The following is a 26,732-nucleotide window of genomic DNA, read 5'->3' on the forward strand; positions in this document are numbered from 1 at the left end:
CATCCATATTTTGATATGAAGCGTTCAGTAACGGTTAAACTTCAGCCTTCAAAGGAGCAGGAGAAAATTCTCTTCGAATTAGCTCACGCCACAGCAGTAGTCTGGAACAAACTCAATTACAAACGCTTGAAACAATTCAAGGAATTCGGGAAAATAGACTTCAACGGGACGGAAAAGGAAGCTTACCACGAGTTTAAAGACTGGATTGGTGGCTCGACAGTCCAGCAATTGGGGAGAAAGAATTCTGAAAGCTGGCGTTCATTCTTCACCCTAACCAAAAAGAAAAAGAAAGGAGAACTCCCCGAATGGTTCAAACCAAAACCGCCAAAGTTCATCAGAGAACAGGCTTTCATTATTCCTCTGCGAAACGACCAGTACATTATTGAAGGGAACTTTATCGAGTTGAGGAGGCTCGGTAAATTCGGCAGGCTTAGAATTCAATTCAAAGGCAGGATACACTTAAAAGGCAAGCAAGGCAGGTTAGAAATCACTTATGACGAGGTTAAACGCAAATGGTATGCTCACATCAGCTACACGGTGGAGGAAAAGTTAATCAATGAAGAATGGGTTAAGCTACCGAGAACTCCGAGAGGGAACCTCTCGGCTGGCATTGACTTGGGCGTAAACAATTTAATGGCCGTTTACGTGGAGAATGGGGAAAGCTTTCTGGTCAATGGCAGACCACTCAAAAGCATAGCCTTCTACTGGCGGAGGAGAACAGCGGAGTACCAGTCCAAACTCAACAAGAGTGGAGCTAAAAGGAGCAGGAAGCTCAAGAGAATGCACGCTAAAGCCAAACTTCAGGCGAAGCACTACATTAACGCTGCCGTAAGGCAGACAGTGAGAAGGCTCTACGATTCGGGAGTTTCCAAGATTGTGGTCGGCTATCCGAAAGGCATAGCAAGGAACTCTGATAAGGGCAAAAAGCAAAACTTCATTCTTTCTCACGTGTGGAGGTTTAACACAGTCATTAAACGCCTTAAAGAAGTGGCGGAAGAGTTTGGTATTCGGGTTGTTGTGGTTAATGAGGCTTTCACTTCCCAGCTTTGCCCTCTCTGCGGCCGGCGGCATTCTAACGCTCGCTTTGTTAGGGGTTTGTTTGAGTGCCGCAGGGAGGGTGTCATAATGAATGCTGATTTAGTTGGTGCCTTTAATATCTTGCGTAAGGTGAAAACCATAACCCCAAGCCTTCCCGCTCTTGCGGGAGGTAGGGGTAACAGGGGTAAGACCGTCCCTGAGGGGTTCGAAGAACCCGTTTTGGTGGGTTTGAATGAAACCCCTCAAACCTCCCCACCCAAAGGGGAGGAGGTCAGATTTTTTTGTAGCAAAACTTTAAAGAGTGGTTCAAAAACTCTGAAGTTGAGGTGAGGAGTATGAAAAAAGGCATTGCAGCGTTGGTTGTACTCTTGACAATATTCAGTGTTGTTGCAGCAGGATGTATAGGCGGGGGGACCACTACCTCTTCAGCAACCCCCTCCGCGACCTCCAGCCCGACCCAGACCCAAACCCAGACCGGTACCCAATCAACCGTGACTTCCTCAACAACCCAGAGCTCTTCTCCGACCGAAACCTCCACAACCACCCAATCAGCTGCTGGCATTACCCTGATTGTTTTAACCAGACACGACACTACAATCCAGCTGCTTGCTAAAAAGGCTTTTCTGAAGAGTGATATAGCCAAGAAATACCACATTGTGAATATCAAATTTATCAAAGCCACAGAGTCCCAGTGGGTAACCCTAATAAAAAAGGGTGCTGATGTTGCGTGGGGTGGAGGACCAACACTCTTTGATACACTCTACCAGGATGGGTATCTTGCCCCAATAACTGATAAAAATGTCCTTGGCTTGATAGGTAAGGACATACCCGAGGAACTTGCTGGAATGCCAATGATCAGGAAGGGAAATGATGGAAAGATTTACTGGATTGCAGCAGCCCTTTCTTCGTTCGGGTTTACAGTCAACAAAAATGCCCTTAAGAGATGGAATCTCCCGGTTCCTCAGAAGTGGGAGGATATAGCGAGTGAAACATTTGCCCGTGATCCGCCGCAGTTCGGTATAGCAGACCCAACACGGAGCACGTCTAATACAAGAATCTATCAGATTATCCTCCAGGCTTTTGGCTGGGACAAGGGCTGGCAGATTTTAACAATTATAGCTGCCAACTCAAAGGTTTATGATGCAAGCGATGCCGTCAGAGAGGCTGTTATTCAGGGCGACATTGCCGCGGGAAACACCATTGACTTCTACGGATACATAGCAATGCAGGCGAATCCGGCCTGTGTGTATATCATTCCAAAGGGAGAGAGCATAATCAATGGCGACCCGATAGCCCTCCTGAAGTACTCCCAGCATCCGGATGCTGCTCAGGCATTCATCTACTGGGTTCTGACTGATGGCCAGATAGTGTGGTTGAACAAGGAAGTAAACAGACTTCCAATCAATCCGAAGGTCTTTGACACACCTGAAGGAAAGAAGAGGCCCGACCTCAAGAACGCATATTACCTCGCCCTCTACACGAAGGGCATCAAGTTCGACGACAAGGAGGCACTCGATACCGTCTATGCGATGCAGTTCTACTTCAAAGCAACCCTCGTGGACACAAACGATGCCCTTCACAGGGCATGGATTGCGCTTGTGGATGCCCACAAGAAGGGCAAGATAGACGACGCAACCTACAACAAGCTCAAGGCGGAACTGCTTGCACCGATTCAGTTCAAGGATCCGGACACGGGAAAAATGGTGACATTCACCGAGGACTATGCAAAGAAAATCAACCAGAAGATCCTCAAAGACCCCGGATTTAAGGACACGCTCCTTCAGGAGTGGAGGAACGCCGCGAGGGACAAATACAATAAGGTTCTTCAGGAGGTGCAGGGATGAAGGTGAGCAAGTGGAGTGAGAGGCTCTTCGGTACTCCGCTCTTTGAGCCTCTCGTTTCATTTTCCTATCTTTTTCCCCTGCTGTATCTGCTGCTGTTTCTTATAATTCCAGTGCTGGCCATGTTGTTAATTGCCTTCTCATATGGTGGTCATCCATCGCTTCATTGGTTTAAAGAGATTCTGGGAACTGCGGATTATGTCCAGCTTCCCCCGGCGGGCAATTTGATAGATAAAACCATAATGCCCGGAACCGGTGAGACGCTCTATGTTATCAGGGGGGTGGATTTCGGAATTGTGCTGAACTCCCTGATTGTCGGGGCAATTGTAACCCTGTTTGCCTCGATACTCGGGACAATGTTTGCCTTCCTGATGGCGAGGTATGATTTCAGGGGGAAGAACTTCTTCAGAATAGCCCTGTTTATTCCCCTGCTTGTTACCCCATTTGTCAATGCCTATGTTATCAAATCAATGTTCAGCGAATACGGATTCATAAACTACTTCCTGTATCCCCTGCTCGGTTTCAGGCTTAAAATCGATGGCCTTGCGGGTGTTGCACTTGCCCAGGCAATAACCTACTACCCCATAGTCTACCTCAACGCTTATGCCAGCTTCATCAACATAGATCCGACGCTGGAGGAGCAGGCGGAAAACCTGGGAAGCAGGGGTTTCCACCTCTTCAGGACGGTAACATTTCCCCTGGCCCTTCCGGGAATAGCGGCCGGTGCAACTCTTGTCTTCATATTCAGCCTTGAGGATCTCGCGGCGCCAATCGTCTTCCACGGTGACCCGCTGGCGAAGAAGCTCATGTCCTATGAAATCTTCAGCAAATTCCTTTTTGGAACCGGTGAAAGGAGCCCTCTGATCGCTGCACTCTCGATAATAATGCTGGTACTTGCCATACTGGCATTCCTCGGGATCAGGAAGTACGTGAGCTTAAGGCAGTATGCCATGATAAGCAAGGGCGGCAGATGGAAGCCCCGCGTAGCTAAGCCGAAGAACTGGCAGGCCATCATCATATACTTCATCATGCTCCCGCTTCTGATCTTCACAATACTGCCTCAGCTCGGGGTTATCCACCTGGCATTTACAGAAGAACAGACTATCTTTGGTAATGTTACCGGAATTCCCGGAGAGATTTCAGGGGTTATACTGACTAATGCCGAATTTAAAGAGGGAGCCGTCCCCCTTCAGGGCTTTTTCCAGGGGACACTAATTGCAGGAAAAGGAAAAATCGGTCCTATGAATGGAAGTCTTGAGGGATTTTTTAAAGGTACTGCACATGTTAGGGGAAATAAGGTTATCATAGAAGGTGAAATATCTGATGCAAGATTTCAAGGTGAAACAAAGAAATATGGCTTTGCTGTAGGTTATGTTAATGGCCAAGTGAAAGGAACTGGCGTGATAACAGATGAGGGATTGAATATAACAGCGAGGATAAATGCAAATGTTTCGCATCTCCCGGTAGGTAAGAAGAGTGGCTTTACATTGAGCTATATCAAACAGATGCTTGGAAATTCTGATGTGAGACGGTATATCATCAACAGCCTCACATATTCCTTCCTCGCGGTTATACTGATAATCCTCCTTTCGATAACATCATCCTATGCAACCGGCAGGTTCAAGGGTGTGCTAACTCCTGTCCTCGAAAGCATAGTCATCCTCCCGATAGCGGTTCCGGGTATCGTTGTGGCCATGGGGTACTTCTACTTCTTCCACCAGATATTCCCGGGAACTCCCTTTGATCCGACAAACCTCAAGGGATTCAATCCTGCATACGTGCTCATACTCGCATACTCCATCAGAAGGCTTCCATTTGCGGCGCGTTCGGTCTATGCCGGTCTGCAGCAGGTTCATGTATCCCTTGAAGAGGCATCAATGAATCTGGGGGCGAGCAGGTGGAAGACGATAACAGGCATCCTGCTGCCCATGATTTCGCTCAACGTCTTCGGCGGTGCAATGCTCAGCTTCGTCTATGCAATGAGCGAAACGAGCGTCGGCATAACCCTCGGCTCCCTTAACATGGAAAAGGCCCCCATAACAGCGTTCATGAAGGATGTCATGATGTCGGCCGCAGGGAGCGTCAATATAGCCGCGGCTCTTGGTGTGCTGCTTATAACCGTCCAGATAACGTCAATCGTGCTTGTCAATTTTATAACCAAGCAGAAGTATTCGTTCATAGGCCTGACATGAGGTGGGAAGAATGGTTGAGGTCAGACTTGAGAATATAGTTAAAACCTTTGGCGAAACGGTGGCTTTGAAGGGAATAAGTCTGCGTATAAAGCATGGAGAACTCTTTACGCTCCTCGGGCCCTCAGGATGCGGAAAATCAACGACACTGAGGATCATAGCAGGCCTTGATTTTCCGGACAGCGGGGAGATATGGTTCGACAAGGATGAGGTAACCTACATGAGCTCAAGCGAGAGGGGTGCTGTCCTGGTCTTCCAGAACTATGCCCTCTGGCCCCACATGAGCGTCTTCGACAACGTTGCCTACGGCCTGAAGGTGAAGAAGTTCCCGAAGGATGAAATCGAAAAGAAGGTTAAATGGGCCCTTGAGCTGGTCAAGCTCACCGGCTTTGAGGACAGGTATCCAACACAGCTCTCCGGAGGTCAGCAGCAGCGTGTGGCCATAGCAAGGGCGCTCGTTGTTGAGCCAAAGCTCCTCCTCCTCGATGAGCCCCTGAGCAACCTCGACGCAAAGCTCAGGCTTGAGATGCGCTCCGAGATAAGGAGAATCCAGAGGGAGCTTGGCATAACCGTGCTCTACGTCACCCATGATCAGGAGGAGGCCATGGCGATAAGCGACAGAATAGCTGTGATGAACGTCGGAACCGTGGAGCAGGTGGGCACGCCGAGGGAAATATACGAAAATCCGAGGACTGAATTTGTGGCATCTTTCATGGGTAAGACAAACGTCATTCCCGCAAAGGTCGTGGAGAGGGATGGGGACAAGGTCACGGTGGAGTTCGAACACTTCAGGCTGGATGGGCTAACATACACGGAAAAATCCGACAGCGTCGTCATTGTCATAAGACCCGAGAGGGTGAGCCTGAAGCCGGTTGAAAACGGAATATCCATAACCGGAAAGGTCGACCTCATAGAGTATTACGGCTTCTTCACGGAGGTCATAGGACTCTTCGGGGAAACGAGGATAATAGCGAGAACAATGGCGGACAGGGAAACTGCAGAGCTCAGACCCCAGGGAGAGGTAACCTTCCACATCAGCAGGGATGACATAATCGTTCTTCCAAAGCAGCTCTGACCTTTTCTTTTCTGTTTGAGGTGGTTGCATGATTGAATATTTTGAGGAAGGCAGGGTGTATGAGGTTGTTCTTGTAACCCTGAGCAATGCCGCCACTGTTGGAGTCTCAAGGAAGGGGGGAGTCCTGGCTTTCAGGCTTTTTGGCGGGAAGAGTTCCGAGGAGATAAAGAAACACCCCTTTGTCTCGGTTCAGATAACGAACGATGTGGAACTGCTCGTAAAGCTCGCCCTCAATATGAAAGCCAACCTTGAATTTGGGGAGTTCGGGATGTGGAGACATATCAGAGGTCTGCCCGGCATTTTCGGAAGGGTCGAGTTCAGGGAGAGGGTCTGGAGAGATGAGTTCGGTGAGAGCAAAATCCTTGAGTGCATTATGACTCCAGAGGGAGAGCTTGAAGGAAACCTGCCGTTGAGGCCTCTCAGCAGGGCGGACTTTGCACTCCTTGAGATGGCGGTTCATTTCACGAGGCTTCCACTCGCAATAAAAACTGGAAATGGCAAATTAATAAATAGACTTCGCTCAAAAATTGAGGAGTATTACGGGCTTTATAGACATCTGGGCGGCAAAAATGAGCTTGCGGAATTCATGATGGCCCGCATGAGGGAGCTTCTGCATGGAGCTGTGCTTTGAGAAAGGAAAACTTATAATCAATGAGATTGATTCTTGATAGGTGATACCATGAAGAGAGCCGCTGCTATGTTCCTGACCCTTTTAATGGTCTTCCTGGTGCAGATGCCGGCAGCGAAGGCAGAGGTATACCCCAGCGATATCTTTGTTACACCCAGCATAGGGGTGCCCGCTGTTGGCGTTCCGGGGGATACAATAACCATGGAGGTTAAAGATGGGGTTCAGATAAGCCAGCTGACCATAGTGTCAGTCCTGCACGGTCCCTACAACCTTCAAATAGTCGGGAAGGACGGCAACCTCCTGAAAGTTAAAATACCTGAAAACGTTGTTCCGGATGATTATTTCCTTCAGGTGAAGTCAAACAAGGGTGACATAACCCTTCCAAACGGGCTGGTGGTTCTGAAGGAATATCCGAAGGTTCTGAAGATAGCTCAGGTGAGCGACACCCACATAACCAGCGGTGCCAAAGTCGGCTATGTGTGCAGGCAATACTTCCAGAGGAGCCCTATGAAGCTAGCCAAGCTCTGCCAGCCGGTTATCCCGCTGCACAGTGTCGTGGCAACGGACAGCGCATACACTTACTGGGCGATGCAGGGGGTTGATTTCATATTCAACACGGGGGATGATGTCGATACTTCCGGTGACATAAAGGGCTATCAGATTCTATACAACATACTGAGCAGAACTGTTGCCGCAGGAACTCCCGTGATAAATATAAAAGGAAACCATGACGACCCGCCCACGGTCTATTCGAAGCTCATAGGCCCGAGGTACTTCTACGAGGTCATAGGGGACTTCATAATAATCGGCCTCGACAGCAGGGGAGAGGAAGGACACCCCGAGATGGCCCAGATTGAGTGGATGGAGAAGGTTCTTGAGGAGCACAAGGGCAAGATCCCTATAGTGCTCGTGCATCATCCCTACTTCTTCTCGCCGAGATGGAACTACCTCGGCGGCATCCTCAGGGGCCTCGACCCCTTCAGCGACAGCGACTGGAACGAACTCAAGGGCTACCTGAGGTACTGGGCGGGCGAACCGGATGTGGCGAGGCGCTTCCTTGAAGACGTCGTCAAGTACAACATCAGACTCGTTCTCTCGGGCCACATACACCACGACATGTACTGGCTCTACATCGACAAAAACGGCAACAAGCACTGGTTCATAACCCTCACCTCAACGGGTGCTCCAGATAAGGAAACCAACCCGCACACAAACCCGAGGTACAGCCCGACGTGGTACGGTTCAAACCTGATATACGTCTACGACAACGGAACAGTGGTCGAACCGGAGGTGCACGTTAAGATTGAGAACGACAAGGTGAGGAGCGACTTCATGAGCGTCCCGGTTCCACAGGAGTTTATAGTCTTCAGGCATCACGGCAAAGATGGAACCGCCGTTAAGTTCATCAACGAGCTCAACGAGAGTGTAAGCGGCCCGATAACCCTCGTTATACCTGAAGGTGCCAAGGTCGACCCCAGCGTAACCAACATAACCTACACCGTCCTGGGAGAGAGGACGATTGACGGCACGAACTACATGCTCATCAACGCCACAGTTCCGGTGGGCGTTAGCCAGATCGTGGTGAGCAAGGAGAAGGACACCCAGAAGCCGAAGGTTGAGATAGCATATACTTTTCCAAGCAAGCCGAAAATGGGCAGGGCATTCAAGGTCTACTTCAAAGCTGCGGACAACATCGGAATAAGGAGCATGTACGTGGAGATAGAAGCAAATGGAAAAACCGTTAGGTATCCGGGAGAGCCCACAAAGGGGGACCCTGCGAACATCTTTTACGTTGCCCAGATACCCGGTGTTAATGCAGACCACTACACGATAAGGGTCGTCGTGACGGACTTTTACGGCAACAAAGCTGTCGATGAGAAGGTCATGGGGAAGCCCGCAAGCACAACCACAACCACGACCTCAACAACATCCTCCTCCACGTCAACACCAACCTCCACGAGCTCAAGTCCGACAGCAACATCAACGACAGCATCTGCCTCCACAACATCCACAGCACCAAGCAGCTCCTCCCCGACCCAGACCTCCTCAACCGGCGGTGGAAGCACGTGCGGCCCCGCAGCCCTTGTGGGACTTGCACTGGTTCCGCTCCTTCTGAGAAGGAGAAGGTGATCTCCCTTTTCTTTTTGTTCTTGAATTTTCGGCAACTCCTGAAGGGAAGAATTTTTAAACCGTGCATTCTTTCTCCAATTGGGTGATGCCCGTGAAGTTTAAAGGTAAGGCCTTCGGGAACACTGTGAGAATAGAGTTTGATATCCTCAGTCTGAGCGAGCTTAAAATAGATGATTTGAGAGACTTTGATACAGATTCATTAAAGATTGAACTCAGGTCCACCTCATCAGGATTAAAGGTAATAGGTGTATGGGAAGGCAGCGTTGATGATGCGGGTGAGGGCATAAAGAACGCCCTCAGGGAAGGTTACATGCTGAGGGACAAAATCCTCCGGAGGATAAAGACAAAAACCGAAGCGATAAGGGCTACAATGAAACAGCTCGGCTTTAGGGAGGAGGTCCTCGGCTATGGAAACCTTATTAGATTCGTGAAGAAGATGGGAGATTATGAACTGGTCGTCATGACTTCAACAAAGGATGACATAGTAAGGGTTGAGGTCTATGGAAACGACAGAAAGATAGTGGGCCCCGAGGTCGAGGCGCTCTTTGAGGATGTCGATGTAGAGGAGCTTGAGGTCTATGACCTTGAGGAGGAGGGAAGGGAGGAGAGGCTCGTCATAAACCTTGAGATACCCAAGGGCGACGAGAGGCCGGAGGCCAAGATAGCCGAGGCAATAAAGATGATAGAGAACATGCTGATGGCATGATTTCTCCTTTTCTTTCTAAGACCTGATCCGAAACATGAATATCACCAGGAGTGTATAGAATAACCTTTTAACGTGCCTCTTTTACAGTCAACCGGTGGTGTAATGTTCAGGCTCACCGATTTTGATTATCAGGGCAAAACGGTTTTTCTGAGGGCAGACCTGAACTCACCCGTAAACAGGGGGAAAATTATCAGCGATGCCCGTTTCAGGGCGGTTCTTCCGACCATTTTATACCTCCTTGAACACGGGGCAAAGGTTGTCATAGGAACCCATCAGAGCAAGCCGTACAATGAGGACTACATAACAACGGAGCAGCACGCCGAAATCCTGAGCCGGCTCCTCGGAACCGATATCGAATACGTCGAGGATATCTTCGGCAGATATGCCCGCGAGAGGATAACCTCTCTCCGGCCCGGGGAGGCCATCATCCTGGAGAATCTCCGCTTTGCCGCGGAGGAGGTCAGATACAGGCCCATGGAGGAGTGCGAAAAAACCTTTTTTGTGAAAAAACTCGCCCCTCTGATCGATTACGTTGTAAATGATGCCTTTGCAGCCGCCCACCGCTCCCAGCCTTCTCTGGTTGGCTTTGCCCGGCTGAAGCCCATGGCAATGGGATTTCTAATGGAAAGGGAGGTTAAAGCCCTCAGCAGGGCATACGAAAGCGATGAGCGGCCCAGAGTCTATGTCCTGGGCGGCGCCAAGGTCGGTGACTCCCTGCGGGTGGCCCTTAATGTTCTCAAGAACGACAGGGCAGATTTCATCCTGACAGGGGGGCTTGTTGGCCATGTGTTCACCCTGGCCAAGGGCTACGACCTCGGCGAGGCAAACATTGAGTTCATGGATAAAAAGGGCCTGATAAGATTCGTGGACCTCGCGGAGGAGATACTCAACGAGTTTTATCCCAGGATAAGAACCCCTGTGGATTTTGCCGTGAATTACAAGGGGGAAAGATTTGAAATAGACCTCCTCAGCGACGAGAAGAGATTCTTTGATGAGTACCCGATACTGGACATTGGCTCCAGAACCGTGGAGAAATACGGAGATATACTCAAGAAAGCGAGGGTTATAGTGGCCAACGGTCCGATGGGGGTATTTGAGATGGAAGAGTTTGCGGTCGGAACCGTGGGGGTGTTCAGGGCCATAGGCGAGAGCCCCGCTTTTTCCGTTGTGGGAGGAGGGCATTCAATAGCGAGCATTTACAGGTATGGCATAAGGGGGATAACCCACGTTTCAACAGGCGGCGGGGCCATGCTGAGCTTTTTTGCCGGGGAGAGGCTTCCTGTTCTTGAGGCTCTCAGGATGAGCTATGAAAAATTTAGAGGAAAGATCAGCGGTTCATCAAAATTCCGAAGATGACTGCTACCCACCAGACTTCGAGGAATATCGGTCCAATACTGGCAGTTCCTTTGATGAGCCAGGCTACAAATACCGCGTAGGCCGCTAATGTTGCCACCACGTGCAGTTTCTGGAAGGTTTCGTTTATCTCCCCGCCCCCCTTCATCCACCCTGTTGGAAGGGGCAGCCAGTCAAAGAATGCCCCTATCAGGGCGAGGAATGGTCTGTTGAAAAACACCGAGGGAATGAAGATGAGCCCCGCAATGCCCACACAGAGTATGGTCATAAGCTGTTTTTTCATATTCTTACCCCCTCAGTATGTTATCCTCCTGAATTCAGGGACTGCGGTTCTCATAAAGGGCATTGGGGGTATTGCAATCTGCTGTTTTCCCATTCTTCCCACCTCAGTCTATCGTTGCCCTCCTGAACTCAATGACCGCAATTCCCATAAAGAGGGCCGCCAGCCCAGCGAGCACAAGCCAGTCTGTCGTCAGAGAGAAAGTCGGTGCAACCCCTGCCAGATAATACCTTGAGCCATCAACTGCATACGTGAGCGGATTGACCTTGGCAAGCCACTGCATCCACTCCGGCATGGTTTTCACAGGATAGAACGCCCCGCTCAGGAACGTCATGGGGAGCATTATCATGGTCATTATCATCTGGAAGCCCTCCATGCTGCTCATTCTCATTGCTATGGCAACTCCCATTCCGGCCACCGCAAGCCCGACGAGGAAGCTCAAAGCCAGCGCCGGCAGAACTCCCGAGAGCTTGAGCCCGCTCGCTATCAGAAAGCTCAGGGCGAGTATTATAACGCCCTGTATCATGGCCATTATTGCCCCTCCTGTTATCCTCCCGAGTATCGCCTCCCCCCTCGATGCCGGTGCAACAAGTATCTCCTTGATAAAGCCGAACTGTTTGTCCCAGATTATCGTTATGCCCTGAATGAAGCTCATGTTGAAGACTGTCATCGCTACTATTCCCGGCACGAGGTATGTCATGTAGTCCACCCCTCCGAAAATCATGCTCGCTCCCGGAAAGTTAAAAGCCCCTGCCCAGCCTTTGCCGAACAGAACCAGCCATATTATGGGGTTTATCAGACTTCCGAGGACCCTCGCCCTTGAACGCATGAACCTCTTCATCTCACGGTAAATCATTGTGCTGAAGATTCTCATCCTCTCACCTCCTCATCCGGGCCCTCATTATCATCCTCGCGACCTTCTGCTCTCCGCCCTCATCCCGTATCTCCCTGCCCGTCAGATGCAGAAAGACGTCGTTGAGCGTGGGGCGGTGGTATGTAACCTCAAGGATTCTCAGCCCGTTTTTCTGGGCAAGCTCAAAGAGCTTTGGCATGGCCTCTGAGGCATTCTGAACGTCCAGCCTTACCCGCCCGTCGGGCATTATCCTGCATCCCCTGATGAACTCCGCATTGAGGCATTTAATGCCCTCTTCCGGCTCCTCCATGCGCACGTAAATCACATCGTTGCCCACGAGCTTTTTCAAATCGTCAGCAGTCCCCTCTGCTATTATCTTCCCGTAATCCATGATCGCTATCCTGTCGGCCAGCTGCTCGGCCTCGTCCATGTAGTGGGTTGTGAGGAAAATCGTCATGCTGTGCTCCTCCTTCATGGCCCTGATGTACTCCCAGATATGAGCTCTCGTCTGGGGGTCGAGACCGATTGTTGGCTCATCGAGGAAGAGAATCTCAGGCTCATGCAGGAGAGAGCGCGCTATCTCCAGCCTGCGCTGCATTCCTCCGCTGAAAAATTTGACCGGCCTGTCCTTGAACTCCCAGAGCTCAACAAACTTCAGCATCATCTCGATTTTCTCCCTGAGCTCGTTTCCGGAGTAGCCGTATATCCTTCCGTGGATATACATGTTTTCATATGCCGTGAGCTCCCTGTCGGTGCTCGGATCCTGAAACACGATGCCTATTTTCCTCCTGACCTCCATGGGTTCCCTCACCACGTCGTGCCCTGCCACAGTAGCGGTTCCGGCGTTCGGCTTCAGAAGTGTGGTGAGCACATGCACGGTTGTGGTTTTTCCAGCCCCATTTGGCCCCAAAAATGCAAATATCTCCCCATTCCTTACCTTGAACGAGATTCCCTTAACAGCGGTAAAATCGCCGTATTTCTTTACAAGGTTTTCAACTTCAATTGCGTATGTCACCTTCAGTCACCCCATGATTGTTTTTTCTAAATTTTTCAGCATGTTCCTCTCTAAAAACAAACTTTATGCCATACCTTTTCTTGAAAGGCAGTCTGAGTGTATTATATACAAGCGTCAGGAAAGGATGTTTTACCGGCCTCTCCCGTGGTCTCAGGGCACCTGTTGGACATGCCTCGACACAGATATTGCATCCCCTGCAGAGCTTAGGGTTTGTCATGACCGGCCTTAAGCGGGGTTTTTCATCAAAACCGAATAGGGATACCCTCATAGGAACAACGTTCCAGATTTCTTCGCCGTATGGACAGGCGGTTATACATTCTTCCCCACCACCACACAGGGGATAATATATTGTCAGAGGAGCGTTTTCAGCCATCGTCCTGTAGTACTCTTTCCAATCCCGAAGTGAACTGCTCATATCCCCTCACCAAACTCCACGATGAACCTGATCCGTTTGGCACAGTCCTTTATGACCTTCGAGAGCTCCTCCTTCTGTTCTCCGCTGAGGGATTCAAATCTCTCAAAAAGCAGTCTGAATGCCTTTACCAGCTCATCTCCCCCTAATTTTCTGAATTCTCTGTAGATTCTCATGCGTCTGAGGGTCTCTTCAAGCTCATCTTCATGCTGCTCAAGGTATTCCACTCCCCTATCGGTAATCCTGTATGTCTTTTTTTCTCTCGTTCCTCCACCTGCGACCTCTATAAGGCCTTTCCTCTTCAGTCCTGCCAGCGTGGGATAGATAACGCCCGCACTCGGAGAAGGAATTCCAAAGCGCTCTTCGAGCTCTTTCATGATGGCATATCCGTGCATCGGGCTTTCCCTCAGCAGGTAGAGCACCAGAAGTTTAAGCCCGCCCTTAAGTCTCGGCCTCTCCAAATGCATCACCCAATATATCTGTAGATATATCACTTATAAACTTTTTGATCTAGAAGGACTGGAGAAGGAGGGAGGCAAAATGCATCTGATACTCAAACCGCTGTTTGAGGCCGAACTGCCGGCAGATTTTCTGGAAATTCTGACAACAAAGCTCAACGGCAGGGAGCTGAGGGAAGGAGAGACCATAACGGTTGATATACTGGGAAAACCTCTCCGTTTTGAGGTTGCCTATGCGGAGCCCCGGGTTCTGAAGGTTAAAAAGAACACCAGAATCGAGATTTCCAGGAGCCCAATTTCGCTCATAGAGATGGAGTTTGAGAGGGAAATCGAAGGTCTCGTGCCGTTTTCCGGAGGCTTTGTTATTGTGTTCAAGGATGAGGTTCTAATCCTGAACCGGAAGGGGCACAAGATTTTTAATAAACAGTTCGAAAAGCTCAAGGAGGTTAAAACCTCCGGAAATTCGGTGGCGGTGGTTCATGATGATAAAAAGCTCACACTCATACACGTTCCATGAAAGCTGGGAGGAGAAGAGGGAGAGGGCCATTAAAATTGTTAAAAGACTGATTGAGATGTATCCAAGAAGGAGCCGGGGGGAAATTCTTCAGGGAAGCCCTTACTTCACTCTTATCAGGTGCATAATCTCCCAGAGAACGAAGGATGAGACGACTGACAGGGCCAGCGAAGTCCTCTTCAGGCATTATCCAACGATGGAGGCTCTTGCAAACGCCGGTGTAGAGGAAATCCAGAAGCTGCTGAAGGAGAACGGTGTCGGCCTCTGGAACAGCAAGGGGCGGTGGATTGTGGAAACATCGCGGATTCTCCTTGAGAAATACGGCGGAAAAGTGCCGGACGACATAGATGAGCTCATGAAGCTGCCGGGAATCGGAAGGAAGTGTGCCAACATCGTCCTGGCTTACGGCTTCGGCTATCAGGCCATTCCGGTTGATACACACGTCAACAGAATAAGCAAACGCCTCGGCCTCGCTCCTCCGGGCGTTCAGCCCGAGAAGGTTGAGGAGTATCTGAGTGAGCTTATACCCGAAAACCTGTGGATATATGTCAATCATGCAATGGTCGACCACGGAAAGAGGATATGCCGCCCTATAGGGCCGAGATGCGGTGAATGCCAGCTCAGAGAGCTCTGTCCGTATGCTAAAGGGCTCGTGACGGATGAGGACATAAAGGGAAGCTCTAAGGCCCGCAGGCGTGGGCTGTTTCATAAATTGTAACTTTCGTAACTTTTGTGGGTTTTTACTTTCCGTAATTTTTAAATAGTTTTGGAGTTTATTTTGGGGTGGTTTGGCAGTCTCCGGTATGTGGGGTTGTTAAGCCCGAATGGGGACTGCTGAAAAGCCTGAAGATGTGGGGAGTAACCGTTCCCCCCGAAAGCCACCCAATGAAACCACGAGGGTGGAAGGTTAGCCATAACGAAGTTCACAAATTACGGCTAACCAGAACGGGCAGTTATTGAGCCCGTACAGGTGGTAAAGTGCGGGCTGTTTTGTGGATAGCAACAGTTGGAGCATTTGGAATTCTTTTTGTTTTTCATAATTTTGGATATAGTTTTGGAGTTTATTCTTTGGTGGTGTGATGATCTCCGATATGTGGAGTGTGTAAGTCCGAATGGAGACTGGAAAATGGAAGATGTGAGGGAGTTTCTGTTCCCTCTGAAAGTCCTCCAATGAAGATGGGAAAAGAGGAGGTTATCTACTACGATTGCCAAGGGATTTCACTCCTCCTCCACCTCTTCCCCAGCCAGCTCCCTGAGCCTGTCGAGGTCCGAGCCCACCGCGATGAGAACGTCCCCCTCTTCAATGGTGTCGTCCTTTCCGGGGTTGTATATGTATCTGGTTCCCCTCTTTATGGCCACTATCCTCGTCCCTATCTTGCTCGGGAGCTTGAGCTGCTTGAGCGTCTGCCCTATCAGAACGGATCCCCGCCTCACCGTTATCCTCCCGAGCTCCTCCTCAGTATCCTCCATGATTCTCTGGATTATTGGATGGGGCTCCACATCCCTGAGAACCAGATCCGCTATCTTGTAGGCCGCATCTGAAATGGCCTCATTTATATTCGCCATCTCTATCACGCTGAGAAGTTTCGTGGGTTTTTCCTCATCCCTGGCGGCTTTAAGGGCGAGTTTTTTGACCCTGAGCGTCAGCTCGTCCATGCGCTCCTCAAGGAGGTATACCTCCTCCGCTATGTCCTCGCTGTTATACATGACGGACGAGAAGGCGAGGTCGACCATGAGGGATGACAGGTCTTTCATCTCAACAAGGCAGCTTTTAATCTCCTCAAGCTCATTCATTGCCAACCACCTTTATTATACCCCTCGCTATTTCCTTGAGATAGTCTACCGAAGTCTGCGTCCCCCTCCCTATGAGGACATCCCCGGCAAGGATTTTGAAATCACCATCCGGGTCAAACAGCCATCTCTTTCCTCTCCTGACTGCCAGAACCCATACCCCCGTGTTGCTCGCCAGTTCGAGTTCTCCCAGTGTTTTGCCGACGAGAACGGAATCCGGGGCCACCACAAACCTCCCGATAACCTCCTCGCTCTCAAGGATTACCTGCTTTATAATCGGATGAAGCTCAACACCCTCAAGGATCATCTTCGCGAGGTCTGCCGCAGCATTAGAGATGTCGTCTATTGAGTGGGCCATGTGGAGTATGGAGGTGATCTGTTCGGCCTCTCTGGGGCTCCTCGCGGCCAAAACAGCGTGCACCATGAGGTGGTAGTTCAGCATGTCGAGGTACTCCTCAAGCTCAAGAACTTCCTCGGCCAGCTCCTCCTCCCCGAAAAGCACGGATGAATACGCAAGGTCGACCATGAACTCCGCGGTGTTCTTCATTTCGATGAAAATCTCCTTAACGCTCTTCGGTCTGTACTCGTATTCCTCCCATTCTTCCACCTTGTTTCCACCAATTGAGAAATCTTCCCCGGATTTATTTAGTTTTCGCTTTTTAGTGTGCATTCCATAGACCGGCTTGATATCAAAAAAGGGAGAAGTCGCTGAGAGGACACTCCATGGATGTCCTCAATGCAATCTCACCAATAACTCAAAAGAAGATGGAGCTGCCGGCAGCAGGATAGCATTTATTCATGGGAAACTTTATATACGCTCCATGGGAAGCTATAGCTGAGTTGAGGGTGGGGGTGACTGCAGTGGAAGGTGATGGCAGTGATAGTCGGTGGAATGTCCATTGGATATACAGGATGGCGGCAGCGGCTGAAACACGCGTTTTTTGTGACTTTTCCCGCCCTTCTCCTGTGCCTACTCCTTGATTTCGTGGGTGGGGGTGTGCTGGGCAAAAATTTCAATAAGATAGCTACGGAATATCCTCTGCTTCTTGTGATCCTGCCTGGAATGATGGATCTTCGTGGAAACGTTTTTGGAGCAATGGCATCGAGGTTTACGACTGCCCTCCATCTTGGAAGAATATCTGGTGTTCTTGATAGGGAAGTCTCAACCAACATATCAATGGCTATAGCGAGTTCAAAAATACCTCTGATGATACTCTGGCTTGTCGGATTACTCAAGCTTGGTCCATCCTACTCCGCTATAACCGTTCTCCTGATTGTTGTCGCTTCAGCGCTCTTCATAGGTTTTATACTCGGCTACTCAACAGCATTCATAACGATCTTTCCCTACCGCTGGGGTGCTGACCCTGATATGATCGCTGCACCTCTCATAACCTCTGTTGCGGATGTCATCACAATACCGAGCCTCGTGTATCTTATCGTGCTGTATGAGCGTAACCCAAAGATTTTTTACTCATTTACCATCCTGATGGTATTTGCGTTTATCTTTCTTATACTCAATTCCCGATACGAAAAAAGCCACAGGAAGGCGTTTAAGGAAGTATCGTCTGTTTTGACTATCCTGGCTATCATCGAGATATTCTCCGGATCAACCCTTGAGTCTTACAGCCACCTTATAAGCCAGGTTATTATCTTTGGTGTTATGTACCCATCAATACTTGACAGTGTCGGGAACTTTGCCTCTATCTCAGCGGCTACAACTTCCACCCGGCTAAATCTCAGTGGAAGCAATGCTCTTAAAGAGCCTGAGTTCAGAAAAGACCTAATATCCATACTGATTTTGGCTCCAGTAATAGGGCTCCTGACAAACTGGATAGCCATCTATGTCACCCGCCATATTGGCGGAAGTGGAAGCTTTTTATGGATATTCATCATCACATACCCGCTACTTGTGTTTTTCAACATGCTTGTGGGGATTTTGGTTTCATATTTGGCATATCGTTTCTCAATAGATCCGGATAATGTTGCCATACCAACGGTAACCACGATATCTGATGTCATGGGAACAGTATATGTAGTTCTTCTCGCAAAGCTTATGGTGGGGTAGATGATTGGAATCTCAACAACGTGCTGCTCTGATGTGAGTCTGGGAACCGCGCTTTACAAAATAAGCCGGGTTGGGGGCATCGACTTCATCGAGATAGTGAGCGAAAACTACCACATGCTTGACCGCTACAACTGGCGCCTCCATCTGGAGACTCTCGAAGGCAGGGGACTGAAAAACGTGATACATGCCCCGTTCAGCGACATAAACATAGCCTCCCTGAATGAAAAAATCCGGCGGGCGTCCCTGGATATACTGTTCGAAACATTTGAGGTGGCGCAGTCGATGGGCTCCCTCCTCGTTGTCATCCATCCGGGACATCTCTCCCCCGCGAGCATGAGGTTTCCGAAGGCTTACGAAAAGATACACAAACGCTCCCTTGAGGAGATTGAGAGATACTCCCGGAGCCTGGGTATCAGGGTGGCTGTTGAAAACATGCCCGCATTTCCGATTCTCGACGGCAGAACCTGCGAAAGAATTCAGGAGTTTGTAGATGGGACGGAGCTCTATGTGGCCTTTGACGTTGGCCACCTGAACACTGTAACACGGAACTTTCGGGAGTTCATTGACCTCCTGGGGGACAGGATAATTCATGTGCATCTCCATGACAACGACGGAAACACTGACTCGCATTTGGGCCTTGGAAAGGGCAGTGTTCCGTGGAAGGAGGTTCTTAAGATTCTGCCCAGAAAGGCGAGCTGGAGCCTTGAGCTCGGAAGCCTGGACGCCGCCATGGAGAGCATGGAGTTCGTTAAGATGCACATCTAAACTTGAAATCATATTCATCAATGCATCTTTGAATTCATTAAGGCACGCATTTGACAGACATAAACCTTTTATACAGGCGAAATAAAAAGATAACCGAAGAAAGCTTTGAAAGAAGCTGTATTCGGCCAAAATTTTTAGAGAAGGTGGTATCATGGAAAAGTCAAAAATAGCCGAGGAGCTGAGACCTTTTTTTGAGCCGAAGGCCGTCGCTATTATCGGTGCCACGGACAAGAAGGGGAAGGTTGGGAACGTCATTTTTGAGAACTTCAAAACCAACAAAGAACGCGGCATCTTCAGGGGAAACATATACCCCGTTAATCCGAAACTCGATGAGATTGAAGGCTACAGATGCTATCACAGCATAAAGGAAGTTCCGGATGACGCTGATCTCGCGGTGATATCGATTCCGGCCAAATTTGTGCCCGCAACAATGAGGGACATAGCGGAGAAGGGCATAAAGAGCGTCGTTATCATTACGGGCGGCTTTGGAGAGCTTGGAGAAGAAGGAAAGAGGATGGAGAGGGAAATTCTTGAGATAGCCAGGGCAAACGGCATAAGGGTCATAGGGCCGAACTGTGTGGGTGTCTATGTGCCCGACACGGGAGTTGACACAGTATTCCTCCCTGAAAACAAGATGGACAGACCGAAGAGCGGTCCGATAGCCTTTGTAACCCAGAGCGGAGCGTTTGCCGCTGCGATGCTGGACTGGGCGGCCGGTGCAAACATAGGGATCGGCAAGATGGTTAGCTACGGCAACAAGATCGATGTTGATGACGCAGACCTTATGGACTACTTCATATATGATGATGAAATCAGGGTGGTTACCTTTTACATTGAAGGTGTCAATGACGGCAGGAAGTTCATAGAGGCCGCAAAGAGAATAACCGCAGTCAAGCCGGTAATAGCGCTCAAGAGCGGGAGAACTGAATACGGTGCAAAAGCAGCGTCATCCCACACAGGCTCGCTGGCCGGTGCCGATACGATTTATGACGCTGTCTTCAAGCAGACGGGGATAATCCGCGCGGAGGACTTCGAGCACATGTTCGACATGGCAAAGGCCTTCGCAAAGTGCGGGCTTCCAAAGGGCGACAGGATAGGGATAATCACGGACGGCGGCGGAGCTGGGGTTATGGCGAGCGATGCGGTTGCAAAGTTCGGGCTCAGAATGGCGGAGCTGGGTGATGAGACCCTGAAGTTCCTTAAGGAGAAGTTCCCGCCACATGCTGTTGCAGGGAACCCGACGGACGTTGTTGGGGACACCGACGCCCAGAGATACAGGTATGCAATTGAGGCATTTGTAAACGACCCGAACGTGGATGCCATAGTGATAATAACCCTGTTCCAGGTGCCGCTCCTCGATGAGATGGAGCTGATTGACATCCTGTCTGAATACGCAGGGAAGAGCGACAAACCGATAGTGGCGGTTGCAATGGGCGGCAAGAAGACTGAGCACTACGCAAAGATTCTTGAGGACAGGGGAGTTCCGGTTTATCCGACGCCCGAAAGGGGAGTCAGGGCTCTGGCGGGGCTTGTTCAGTACGCCAGATATCTTGAAAGGAGGAAGGAGTGATTTTCTTTTTATTCCTTCTGCTGGGGGGAAGAAAAATGAAGGAAGAGGCTCTGAAAATAATTGAAGGGGTTTTGGCTCAAGGGAGGAAGTCCCTTGTTGAGTTCGAGGCCAAGGAGATTTTAAAAGCTTACGGTCTGCCGGTTCCGGAGGAAAAGCTGGCAAAGACGCTTGATGAAGCACTCAAGTACGCGGAAGAGATAGGCTACCCGGTTGTTCTGAAGCTGATGTCACCGCAGATTCTCCACAAGAGCGATGCAAAGGTTGTTCTCCTGAACATAAAGAATCCCGAGGAGCTCAGGCAGAAGTGGGAAGAGATACACGAAAACGCCCGCAGATACAGGCCGGATGCTGAGATACTCGGCGTTCTCGTAGCTCCGATGCTGAAGGTCGGCAAGGAGATAATCATAGGAGTCACCGAGGATCCGCAGTTCGGGCATGCGCTGATGTTCGGTCTCGGAGGAATCTTCGTCGAGGTTCTCAAGGACGTTACATTCAGGATAATCCCGATAGAGGAGAAGGATGCATGGAAGATGCTCAGGGAAATAAAGAGCTATCCGATTCTCGCAGGGGCCAGAGGCGAGCCACCTGCGGATATGAAGGCGATAGTCGACCTGATGCTCAGGGTCTCAAAGCTCGTTGATGACCTCAGGGACTACATCAAGGAGATGGACTTAAACCCGGTCTTCGTCTATCCGGAAGGTGAAGGTGCGGTTGTGGTGGATGCAAGGATAATCCTGAAGTGATTTTTCTTTCCTGTTTTTGATTTTTGTGAAAACTTCAAGAACTACATGGGTATTAATTCCTTTATTTATTGTTTTGTTTTACTTTATTAATGATTTTATTTCCAAAATAAATCCAATGAACTCTGATTTGGTGGAAATTAATCTCCTAATCTTATAAGAATCAAATTTCCATTCGACCCATACACCCTTCTCATCTCGTACTTTCCTGTGAATCTTTCGGATTGCTGCAGAGGGAGGTAAAATCACATTGTCAACAACAAATACTCCTTTAACCCCACGTATGATTTCATCTAGGTTAGTTTTTTCTTTTGAAGTTATATTAACGTCCTCCATTATCTCAATCTGATTTTCATAGACAAAAGAAAGAATTTCCCCTAAAATATTATCAAATTCAGTTCCTTGAAGTTTTTGTTTAATTCTCTTTAGCGTTTTGTCTATTTCAAAAGGCCTTCCAGTTGTTTCGATATAATCTAAGATATGGTGCAAAAAAGCTACCTTAACCCCCTCAATTCCATAGTGAGTGAAAATACATCTTAATTGCAAATCCCTCTGCCATTTTCGTTTTCTTCCTATATCATGCCCAAACCTATTCATAGCCAGCGAAAGCCCAAACAAAGCAATGCAGGGGTCTTTTTCAAAAATATCTGTGATCTTAATTATTTCCAATCCGTTTGTAAGCTTCTCATATGTTTTCGGGTATTTTTCCTCAAACCATCTCTCAGGGAAGTCAATTAGTTTGTCCACTTCCTCAGAAATTTTGTCTGAAACTCCAGCTTTTTTACTCCACTTTCTATGGACTTTCCAAGAGGGCATTCACTCTCCCTTCCGTACCGAGTTACTCAACTCTATGCCTGTTTTGATAATATCCATCAATTCTGTAATTCTCATTTCGAAAAACTTTCCTATGAAGTCTCCCTTAAATTTGACTATTGGCGGGCTATACGTAGGATCAACTGAAGCCATTACTCCCGGTCTAATGGGGATCTCTCCATATCTGCCCTTGTATTCTTCCCATTCTTTCTTTTTGAGCGTTTCAAATAGTTCAACATACTCTCTTGGGATGTACATTTCTAATATAGCTTTTTCTTTACTCCCCTCTCCATATTTAGTTTTGTAGTACTCTGCCTCTTTTAATAGGTTCCAAAGAAATCTCCCTAGTTCTTCTCCTGAAAGCATGAGACGGATACTTTTATCACTAATCTCACTAATTCCTTGAATGATCACTAGCCACCCTAATGGAGTGGAAGGATCTTCAATTCGAATAGTAGCAGTGGTTCCAGATGTAATCGCAATTATTTTCTGTTTCATCTTGATCATCCACCTAGGAATATCCATCAATAGATTTATATAACTTATTCTCATGGGTTTATATATTCTCCCTGTTAATGCCTCTTTAGGTCTAGCCGATATGTTATAACTGTAGTTGAAGTTTTTCACTTTCCTAAAAAACATTATTGGTTCCCTCTTGGGCAATGTGCTCCTCTTCTTTGACATTATTCAAAGAGGTACAATGTTTTGGTAACATTTCAAATGTTCATCCCTTGGTTTTCAGGGATTTAAATGTTATTGTGAATATCAGGAGTGCTGCAATTCCGAAGATCCCAACGAAGGTGAAGCCCTCCCTAAAGCCGAGGAACCCCACGATTACCGGCCCCAGCGCCTGACCTATGTCCTTTATGCTCTCAAGGAAGCCGAGGGCTGCTCCCCTGAGCTCTGAAATTTCGGTGGCCAGGGGTTTTGTGGAGGCCTCACTCACAGACGCTCCGACCGAGAACAGAACCGCCCCCGAAACTATCAGGAGCAGCGATGATGAGAAGGCGAATATCATCATGGCCAGCCCCACAAGCCCCATCCCTGCTATTATGGGTTTTGTGCGTCCGATTCTGTCACTTAAATATCCGGCATAGGGTTTTACCGCTGCCATTACGGAAATTTCCACGGTTAAAATCAGCCCTGAAAGCCATGCCTTCCCCTGAAGGTAGTAGAATAGAGGCAGGAAGGTTTCTATCCCCTGATAGGCCATGTAAACGGCAGCATCGAGGAGGCCGATGATGAGCAGTCCGGCGCTGAAGGAGAGCTCAACTCTCTGAAGCTCTCTCCAGGTATCCGGGAAGGTGAATGTTAGTCCAAAGACTATGAGGCCGAAGAGGGAGCAGAGCAGAAAGACCGTCCAGAAACCGGCGAAGTATATCAGCGTCCCGGCCAGGAGGGGGGCCAGAGCTCTTCCCACGAGTGTGGCGGAGCTTAAAATCCCCATGAAGGTGCCCTTTTTATCGGGATATATGTCACTTATCAAAGCGAGGGAAACAGGGACGAAGATTGCGGTGGCGATTCCATAGTAGGCCCTGACAAGGGCCAGCGTGAGGGCATCCCCTGCCAGAAAATAGAGGAGGGGAGCGCTCAGGAACACAAAACCGCTGATGCTCAGGAGCTTTTTTCGTCCGTAGATGTCGCTTAAGAGCCCGGAGGCGAAGTTCACCACTATCCCCGTTACGGTCGATGCCGAGGCTATGAGACCGATTTCTCCCCTGCTCAGTCCGAGGCTCTGGGCGTAAAGCGGCAGAGTCGGGGATTTGCTCATGGTGGAGCCCAGTATGGCAAAGAACCCGGCGAGGAGAATTATGTAAAGCCGTGTTCTCACAGCCCGCATCCCCGTTATCCCTTGGCCTGCCCTAAGTAGTCTGTGAGCTCCACAGCATCTACTGCCAGCACCCTCCCGTAATGCTTCAGGCTCAGGGATTTCACAACCGTAAGCGTGAGCATGTTCTTGATCAATCCAAGTCTGAACACCCTGCTGGCCAGCTCCCTGATGTCCTCAAGGGCGTTCTCTGTTAGCATGTCGCTGTTGACGAATATAACATTCACCTCGCCTCCCGTCCCCATGGAGGGCATCATGAAAAGACGACACATTGTAGACGGCGGAACCTCCGGCTTGATGGTTATCAGCTTCTCGAAGCCCAGCGTTAAAACGAGCCTCGGTTCCGGTATCCCCTCCAAGGCGTCCCTGTACTCCATCTGCCACATGGTCGGGGTATCGAGTATGCTTATGCGCCTGATGACATTCCCTGTGGTTAGCATTCCCCCGAACTTCACGACGGGCACATCATCTATCAACCCGGTATCGATTCCCATTATGGCAAGATGGGAGCGCACCACATGAAGCTGGTCAAAGACATCTGCCACCGCTATGTGCATGTCCTTTCCCCTGCTCGCCATTACGAGGAGCACGGCGAGGTGAAATGGATCAAGGGATGTGTGCTCAACGACAACGATTTCTCCCGGCTGGAGCCTTCCAATGCTCTCAAAGGCTTCCGCAGCACTCTTTTTCATGGGCATTTACTCACCCCCCGCAGTGATGAGGTAGTCCCTGAGGCTGCACGGGTCTATGCCTATCTCGGCACCGTATTCCTCAAGGTGTATGGACTTCACAACCCTTATGAAGAGCCTGTCCTGCTCCATCCTCGTTCTCAGAACCCTCGTGGCGAGCTCCTCCGCCTCCTTCAGCCCGATATGCATGGGTCTCTTTCTGTTCAGGAACACAAGGCCCCTGGTGCTGGGGTTGCCCACCAGCGGGCGGATTACCCCTGCAAAGAAGGCCTCCCTTTTCATCGCATCCCTCTCCATTCTCTGGAGAAGCTCCGTTGCCCCGACGACGATTCTTATGAACGGCCTGTTTCCAATTCTTTCACGGATTTTCCTGAGGGCATCCATAAAGCGGTTTCTGAAAATCGAGAGCTCCACTATTTCGTCCACCTTCAGTATCACGTCGCCGGCATTTACCTCCCCGCCCACCTTCATCACCGGAGCCCTATCGATCAGCTCCGTGTCAATCCCGGCGAGCCTGAGCTTTGACCTCATGACGTGAAGCCCATCCAGCACGTCCACTGTAATCAGGGGGATTCCCCTGAGCTCCGCATATCTCAAAACCATCTGGAGAAGCAGATGCACGGGCTCCTGTGAAGTGTATTCAAGCAGAACCACCTCTCCGGGTTTTATTCTGTCGGTATATTCAAAAATCACTCTCTCAAATTTCCGGGACATAGGTGCACCTCCCCGTATTGTTTTCGGTGTGGAACCTAAAAAGAATTCTGGGCGGGAATGAAAATGCTATCATTGGAATTTCTCCTCCGCCTGTATGCCCTGAATGTATCCTATGATGTCATGCACTATCAGCAGGTCAACCGCGGCGCTTATCCCGGATAGAACATCCCCAGCCATCAGGTAAAGCACCGAAAGGAACAGGTCTATCCCCTTGTAGATGAGGCTGGCCTTCACTGCTGTCCTGTTCTCTCTGCTCAGGCCTGAAGCGAGGAGGAAGTTAAGGAGGGCAAAGAGCACGTAGACAGCATAATAACCGCTCTGGTAGGCGAAGTAAAGCAGAAAGAACCCCTGAAGAAAAAGGAGATATATGGAAAGCCTCAGTTTCTTCATTTTTCTCCCAAGTAGCTTTCAAAGACCTCCACGTATTTAAACCCATCGTCCGGGAAAATGAGGACGTAGGTCTTCTCGCCGAGCTCCCCGGCAACTTTCTCATAGGCCCTCACAACTGCCCCGGAGCTCAGGCCTATGAGAAGACCGTCGCTTCTGGCAACGCGGATTGCTCCTTCGATGGCTTCCCCCCGTGTTATCTCCAAGACCCTGTCCACCTCGACCTGGAAGTACCACTTGGGCTTCGTCTCAAGCCTCTTGATGCCGGGTATCTTCTCACCCTTCGCCGGAATGACGCCGATAACCTGCGTGTCGTAGCGCTCCTTGAAGTACTCCGCCAGAGCTGCTATGTGCCCGGAAGTCCCGATGCCGGCTATTATGACGTCGGCCGTTTTCCCTATGCTCTTCAGCTGTTCTTCGATCTCCCTGGCGGTGAAGCGGTAGTGGGCATCGAAGTTGTCGTCGTTCTCAAACTGGTTCAGGTTCACTGCTCCTGCCTTCCTGGCCTCCTCCTGGACGTAGCGAACCATAGAGGGGTCTATTGTCTCAAACTCGGTCATGACGACCTCCGCACCGAGAACCCTCAGGAGAACCTGCGTGGCCTTGGGCGTTGGCTTCGGCAGATATGCCCTGAACTCGATGCCAAAAACGTTGCTCAAAGCCGCCATAGAAATTCCAACGTTGCCGGAGGTTGCTTCAAAAAGCCTTTTCGTGCCGTTGATGTCCCCGCGCTCCAGGGCCTTCATAAGCATGTTGAAAACGGCCCTGTCCTTTATGCTCCTGCTGAAGGGGTTAAAGAACTCCAGCTTGGCAAAATACATCCCCCCTTTCCGCTGAAAGCCTTACGAGGGGGGTGGGCTTGTACCTTTCAAAAAGCT

28 protein-coding genes are annotated in these 26,732 nt (G+C 49.6%); 14 read left to right on the top strand and 14 right to left on the bottom strand.

All coding sequences use genetic code 11. From position 1 onward, the window contains the following. Positions 1–15 precede the first annotated feature (15 nt). From ACYQ27_RS02970 to ACYQ27_RS03005, 8 genes are all read left to right on the top strand, one after another. Positions 16–1,368 (top strand): RNA-guided endonuclease InsQ/TnpB family protein, encoded by a 1,353-nt coding sequence (locus ACYQ27_RS02970; RefSeq protein ID WP_456453531.1) that lies wholly within the window; start codon positions 16–18, stop codon positions 1,366–1,368. Positions 1,369–1,373: 5 nt separating this feature from the next. After that, entirely contained in the window at positions 1,374–2,882 is a 1,509-nt protein-coding gene (locus ACYQ27_RS02975; RefSeq protein ID WP_456394556.1) for an ABC transporter substrate-binding protein, read from the top strand. After that, positions 2,879–5,071, top strand: a complete 2,193-nt coding sequence (locus tag ACYQ27_RS02980; RefSeq protein ID WP_456453509.1) for an ABC transporter permease — start codon at positions 2,879–2,881, stop codon at positions 5,069–5,071. Before ACYQ27_RS02975 ends, ACYQ27_RS02980 begins: the two co-directional genes overlap by 4 nt. A gap of 10 nt (positions 5,072–5,081) precedes the next feature. Continuing rightward, positions 5,082–6,143 (top strand): ABC transporter ATP-binding protein, encoded by a 1,062-nt coding sequence (locus ACYQ27_RS02985; RefSeq protein WP_456394554.1) that lies wholly within the window; start codon positions 5,082–5,084, stop codon positions 6,141–6,143. Positions 6,144–6,171: 28 nt separating this feature from the next. Beyond that, a complete protein-coding gene (locus ACYQ27_RS02990) occupies positions 6,172–6,774 on the top strand; it encodes a DUF447 domain-containing protein (RefSeq protein WP_456453510.1) in 603 nt (200 codons plus the stop codon). Positions 6,775–6,822: 48 nt separating this feature from the next. Further along, entirely contained in the window at positions 6,823–8,901 is a 2,079-nt protein-coding gene (locus ACYQ27_RS02995; protein WP_460040973.1) for a metallophosphoesterase family protein, read from the top strand. A gap of 91 nt (positions 8,902–8,992) precedes the next feature. Then, complete coding sequence (locus tag ACYQ27_RS03000) at positions 8,993–9,607, top strand: hypothetical protein (protein ID WP_456394558.1); 615 nt, start codon at positions 8,993–8,995, stop codon at positions 9,605–9,607. Positions 9,608–9,709: 102 nt separating this feature from the next. After that, positions 9,710–10,963: a phosphoglycerate kinase gene (locus tag ACYQ27_RS03005; protein WP_456394550.1), complete on the top strand. Its 1,254-nt coding sequence runs from the start codon at positions 9,710–9,712 to the stop codon at positions 10,961–10,963. Here ACYQ27_RS03005 and ACYQ27_RS03010 read toward each other — a convergent pair. From ACYQ27_RS03010 to ACYQ27_RS03030, 5 genes are all read right to left on the bottom strand, one after another. Further along, complete coding sequence (locus ACYQ27_RS03010; protein WP_456394548.1) at positions 10,935–11,243, bottom strand: hypothetical protein; 309 nt, start codon at positions 11,241–11,243, stop codon at positions 10,935–10,937. The two genes, ACYQ27_RS03005 and ACYQ27_RS03010, sit on opposite strands and share 29 nt — an antisense overlap. Before the next feature lie 103 nt (positions 11,244–11,346). Further along, the gene (locus ACYQ27_RS03015; RefSeq protein WP_456394546.1) at positions 11,347–12,114 is read right to left on the bottom strand and encodes an ABC transporter permease; all 768 of its coding nucleotides are present in this window, start codon (positions 12,112–12,114) and stop codon (positions 11,347–11,349) included. A gap of 4 nt (positions 12,115–12,118) precedes the next feature. Next, a complete protein-coding gene (locus ACYQ27_RS03020) occupies positions 12,119–13,108 on the bottom strand; it encodes an ATP-binding cassette domain-containing protein (protein WP_456394544.1) in 990 nt (329 codons plus the stop codon). Next, positions 13,092–13,523: a 4Fe-4S binding protein gene (locus ACYQ27_RS03025; protein WP_456453512.1), complete on the bottom strand. Its 432-nt coding sequence runs from the start codon at positions 13,521–13,523 to the stop codon at positions 13,092–13,094. Before ACYQ27_RS03025 ends, ACYQ27_RS03020 begins: the two co-directional genes overlap by 17 nt. Next, entirely contained in the window at positions 13,520–13,987 is a 468-nt protein-coding gene (locus ACYQ27_RS03030; RefSeq protein ID WP_456394557.1) for a PadR family transcriptional regulator, read from the bottom strand. The genes ACYQ27_RS03025 and ACYQ27_RS03030 overlap by 4 nt, the downstream gene beginning before the upstream one ends. A gap of 73 nt (positions 13,988–14,060) precedes the next feature. Here ACYQ27_RS03030 and ACYQ27_RS03035 point away from each other — a divergent pair, with 73 nt between their 5' ends. Both ACYQ27_RS03035 and ACYQ27_RS03040 read left to right on the top strand, forming a co-directional pair. Further along, positions 14,061–14,495, top strand: a complete 435-nt coding sequence (locus ACYQ27_RS03035) for a DUF6849 domain-containing protein (protein ID WP_460040974.1) — start codon at positions 14,061–14,063, stop codon at positions 14,493–14,495. Beyond that, on the top strand, positions 14,458–15,210 hold the full coding sequence (locus tag ACYQ27_RS03040; RefSeq protein WP_456453514.1) for an endonuclease III domain-containing protein: 753 nt from the start codon (positions 14,458–14,460) through the stop codon (positions 15,208–15,210). The genes ACYQ27_RS03035 and ACYQ27_RS03040 overlap by 38 nt, the downstream gene beginning before the upstream one ends. A gap of 500 nt (positions 15,211–15,710) precedes the next feature. On the opposite strand, the gene ACYQ27_RS03045 is transcribed toward ACYQ27_RS03040, so the two are convergent. Together ACYQ27_RS03045 and ACYQ27_RS03050 are read right to left on the bottom strand one after the other, a co-directional pair. Further along, on the bottom strand, positions 15,711–16,286 hold the full coding sequence (locus ACYQ27_RS03045) for a potassium channel family protein (protein WP_456396140.1): 576 nt from the start codon (positions 16,284–16,286) through the stop codon (positions 15,711–15,713). Next, on the bottom strand, positions 16,279–16,890 hold the full coding sequence (locus ACYQ27_RS03050) for a potassium channel family protein (RefSeq protein ID WP_456396141.1): 612 nt from the start codon (positions 16,888–16,890) through the stop codon (positions 16,279–16,281). Before ACYQ27_RS03050 ends, ACYQ27_RS03045 begins: the two co-directional genes overlap by 8 nt. 264 nt (positions 16,891–17,154) lie before the next feature. Between ACYQ27_RS03050 and ACYQ27_RS03055 the strand changes: the two genes are divergently transcribed. The 4 genes from ACYQ27_RS03055 (at position 17,155) to ACYQ27_RS03070 (ending at position 21,426) form a co-directional block, all read left to right on the top strand. Then, positions 17,155–18,348, top strand: a complete 1,194-nt coding sequence (locus ACYQ27_RS03055; RefSeq protein WP_456453515.1) for a magnesium transporter — start codon at positions 17,155–17,157, stop codon at positions 18,346–18,348. After that, positions 18,349–19,113 carry a sugar phosphate isomerase/epimerase family protein gene (locus tag ACYQ27_RS03060; RefSeq protein WP_460040975.1) on the top strand — a complete coding sequence of 255 codons (765 nt, stop codon included), beginning with the start codon at positions 18,349–18,351 and terminating at the stop codon, positions 19,111–19,113. It begins immediately after the preceding gene. A 151-nt stretch (positions 19,114–19,264) separates the two neighbouring features. Next, the gene (locus ACYQ27_RS03065; protein WP_456453517.1) at positions 19,265–20,683 is read left to right on the top strand and encodes an acetate--CoA ligase family protein; all 1,419 of its coding nucleotides are present in this window, start codon (positions 19,265–19,267) and stop codon (positions 20,681–20,683) included. A gap of 35 nt (positions 20,684–20,718) precedes the next feature. Continuing rightward, on the top strand, positions 20,719–21,426 hold the full coding sequence (locus ACYQ27_RS03070; RefSeq protein WP_456453518.1) for an acetate--CoA ligase family protein: 708 nt from the start codon (positions 20,719–20,721) through the stop codon (positions 21,424–21,426). A gap of 78 nt (positions 21,427–21,504) precedes the next feature. Here the strand turns inward: ACYQ27_RS03070 and ACYQ27_RS03075 are convergent, their stop codons facing one another. The 7 genes from ACYQ27_RS03075 to ACYQ27_RS03105 form a co-directional block, all read right to left on the bottom strand. Beyond that, complete coding sequence (locus ACYQ27_RS03075; protein ID WP_456453519.1) at positions 21,505–22,239, bottom strand: hypothetical protein; 735 nt, start codon at positions 22,237–22,239, stop codon at positions 21,505–21,507. Continuing rightward, positions 22,240–22,920 (bottom strand): hypothetical protein, encoded by a 681-nt coding sequence (locus ACYQ27_RS03080; protein ID WP_456453520.1) that lies wholly within the window; start codon positions 22,918–22,920, stop codon positions 22,240–22,242. Between the two features lie 40 nt (positions 22,921–22,960). Beyond that, positions 22,961–24,076: an MFS transporter gene (locus tag ACYQ27_RS03085; RefSeq protein ID WP_460040976.1), complete on the bottom strand. Its 1,116-nt coding sequence runs from the start codon at positions 24,074–24,076 to the stop codon at positions 22,961–22,963. A gap of 5 nt (positions 24,077–24,081) precedes the next feature. Next, positions 24,082–24,762 (bottom strand): DUF257 family protein, encoded by a 681-nt coding sequence (locus tag ACYQ27_RS03090; protein ID WP_460040977.1) that lies wholly within the window; start codon positions 24,760–24,762, stop codon positions 24,082–24,084. Next, positions 24,763–25,467: a DUF257 family protein gene (locus tag ACYQ27_RS03095; RefSeq protein ID WP_460040978.1), complete on the bottom strand. Its 705-nt coding sequence runs from the start codon at positions 25,465–25,467 to the stop codon at positions 24,763–24,765. A 69-nt stretch (positions 25,468–25,536) separates the two neighbouring features. After that, positions 25,537–25,857, bottom strand: coding sequence for a hypothetical protein (locus tag ACYQ27_RS03100; protein WP_456453524.1), 321 nt, complete (start codon positions 25,855–25,857; stop codon positions 25,537–25,539). Next, positions 25,854–26,675, bottom strand: coding sequence for a cysteine synthase family protein (locus ACYQ27_RS03105; RefSeq protein WP_456453525.1), 822 nt, complete (start codon positions 26,673–26,675; stop codon positions 25,854–25,856). Before ACYQ27_RS03105 ends, ACYQ27_RS03100 begins: the two co-directional genes overlap by 4 nt. Positions 26,676–26,732 lie beyond the last annotated feature (57 nt).

The sequence above is a fragment of the Thermococcus atlanticus genome, from assembly GCF_054657855.1.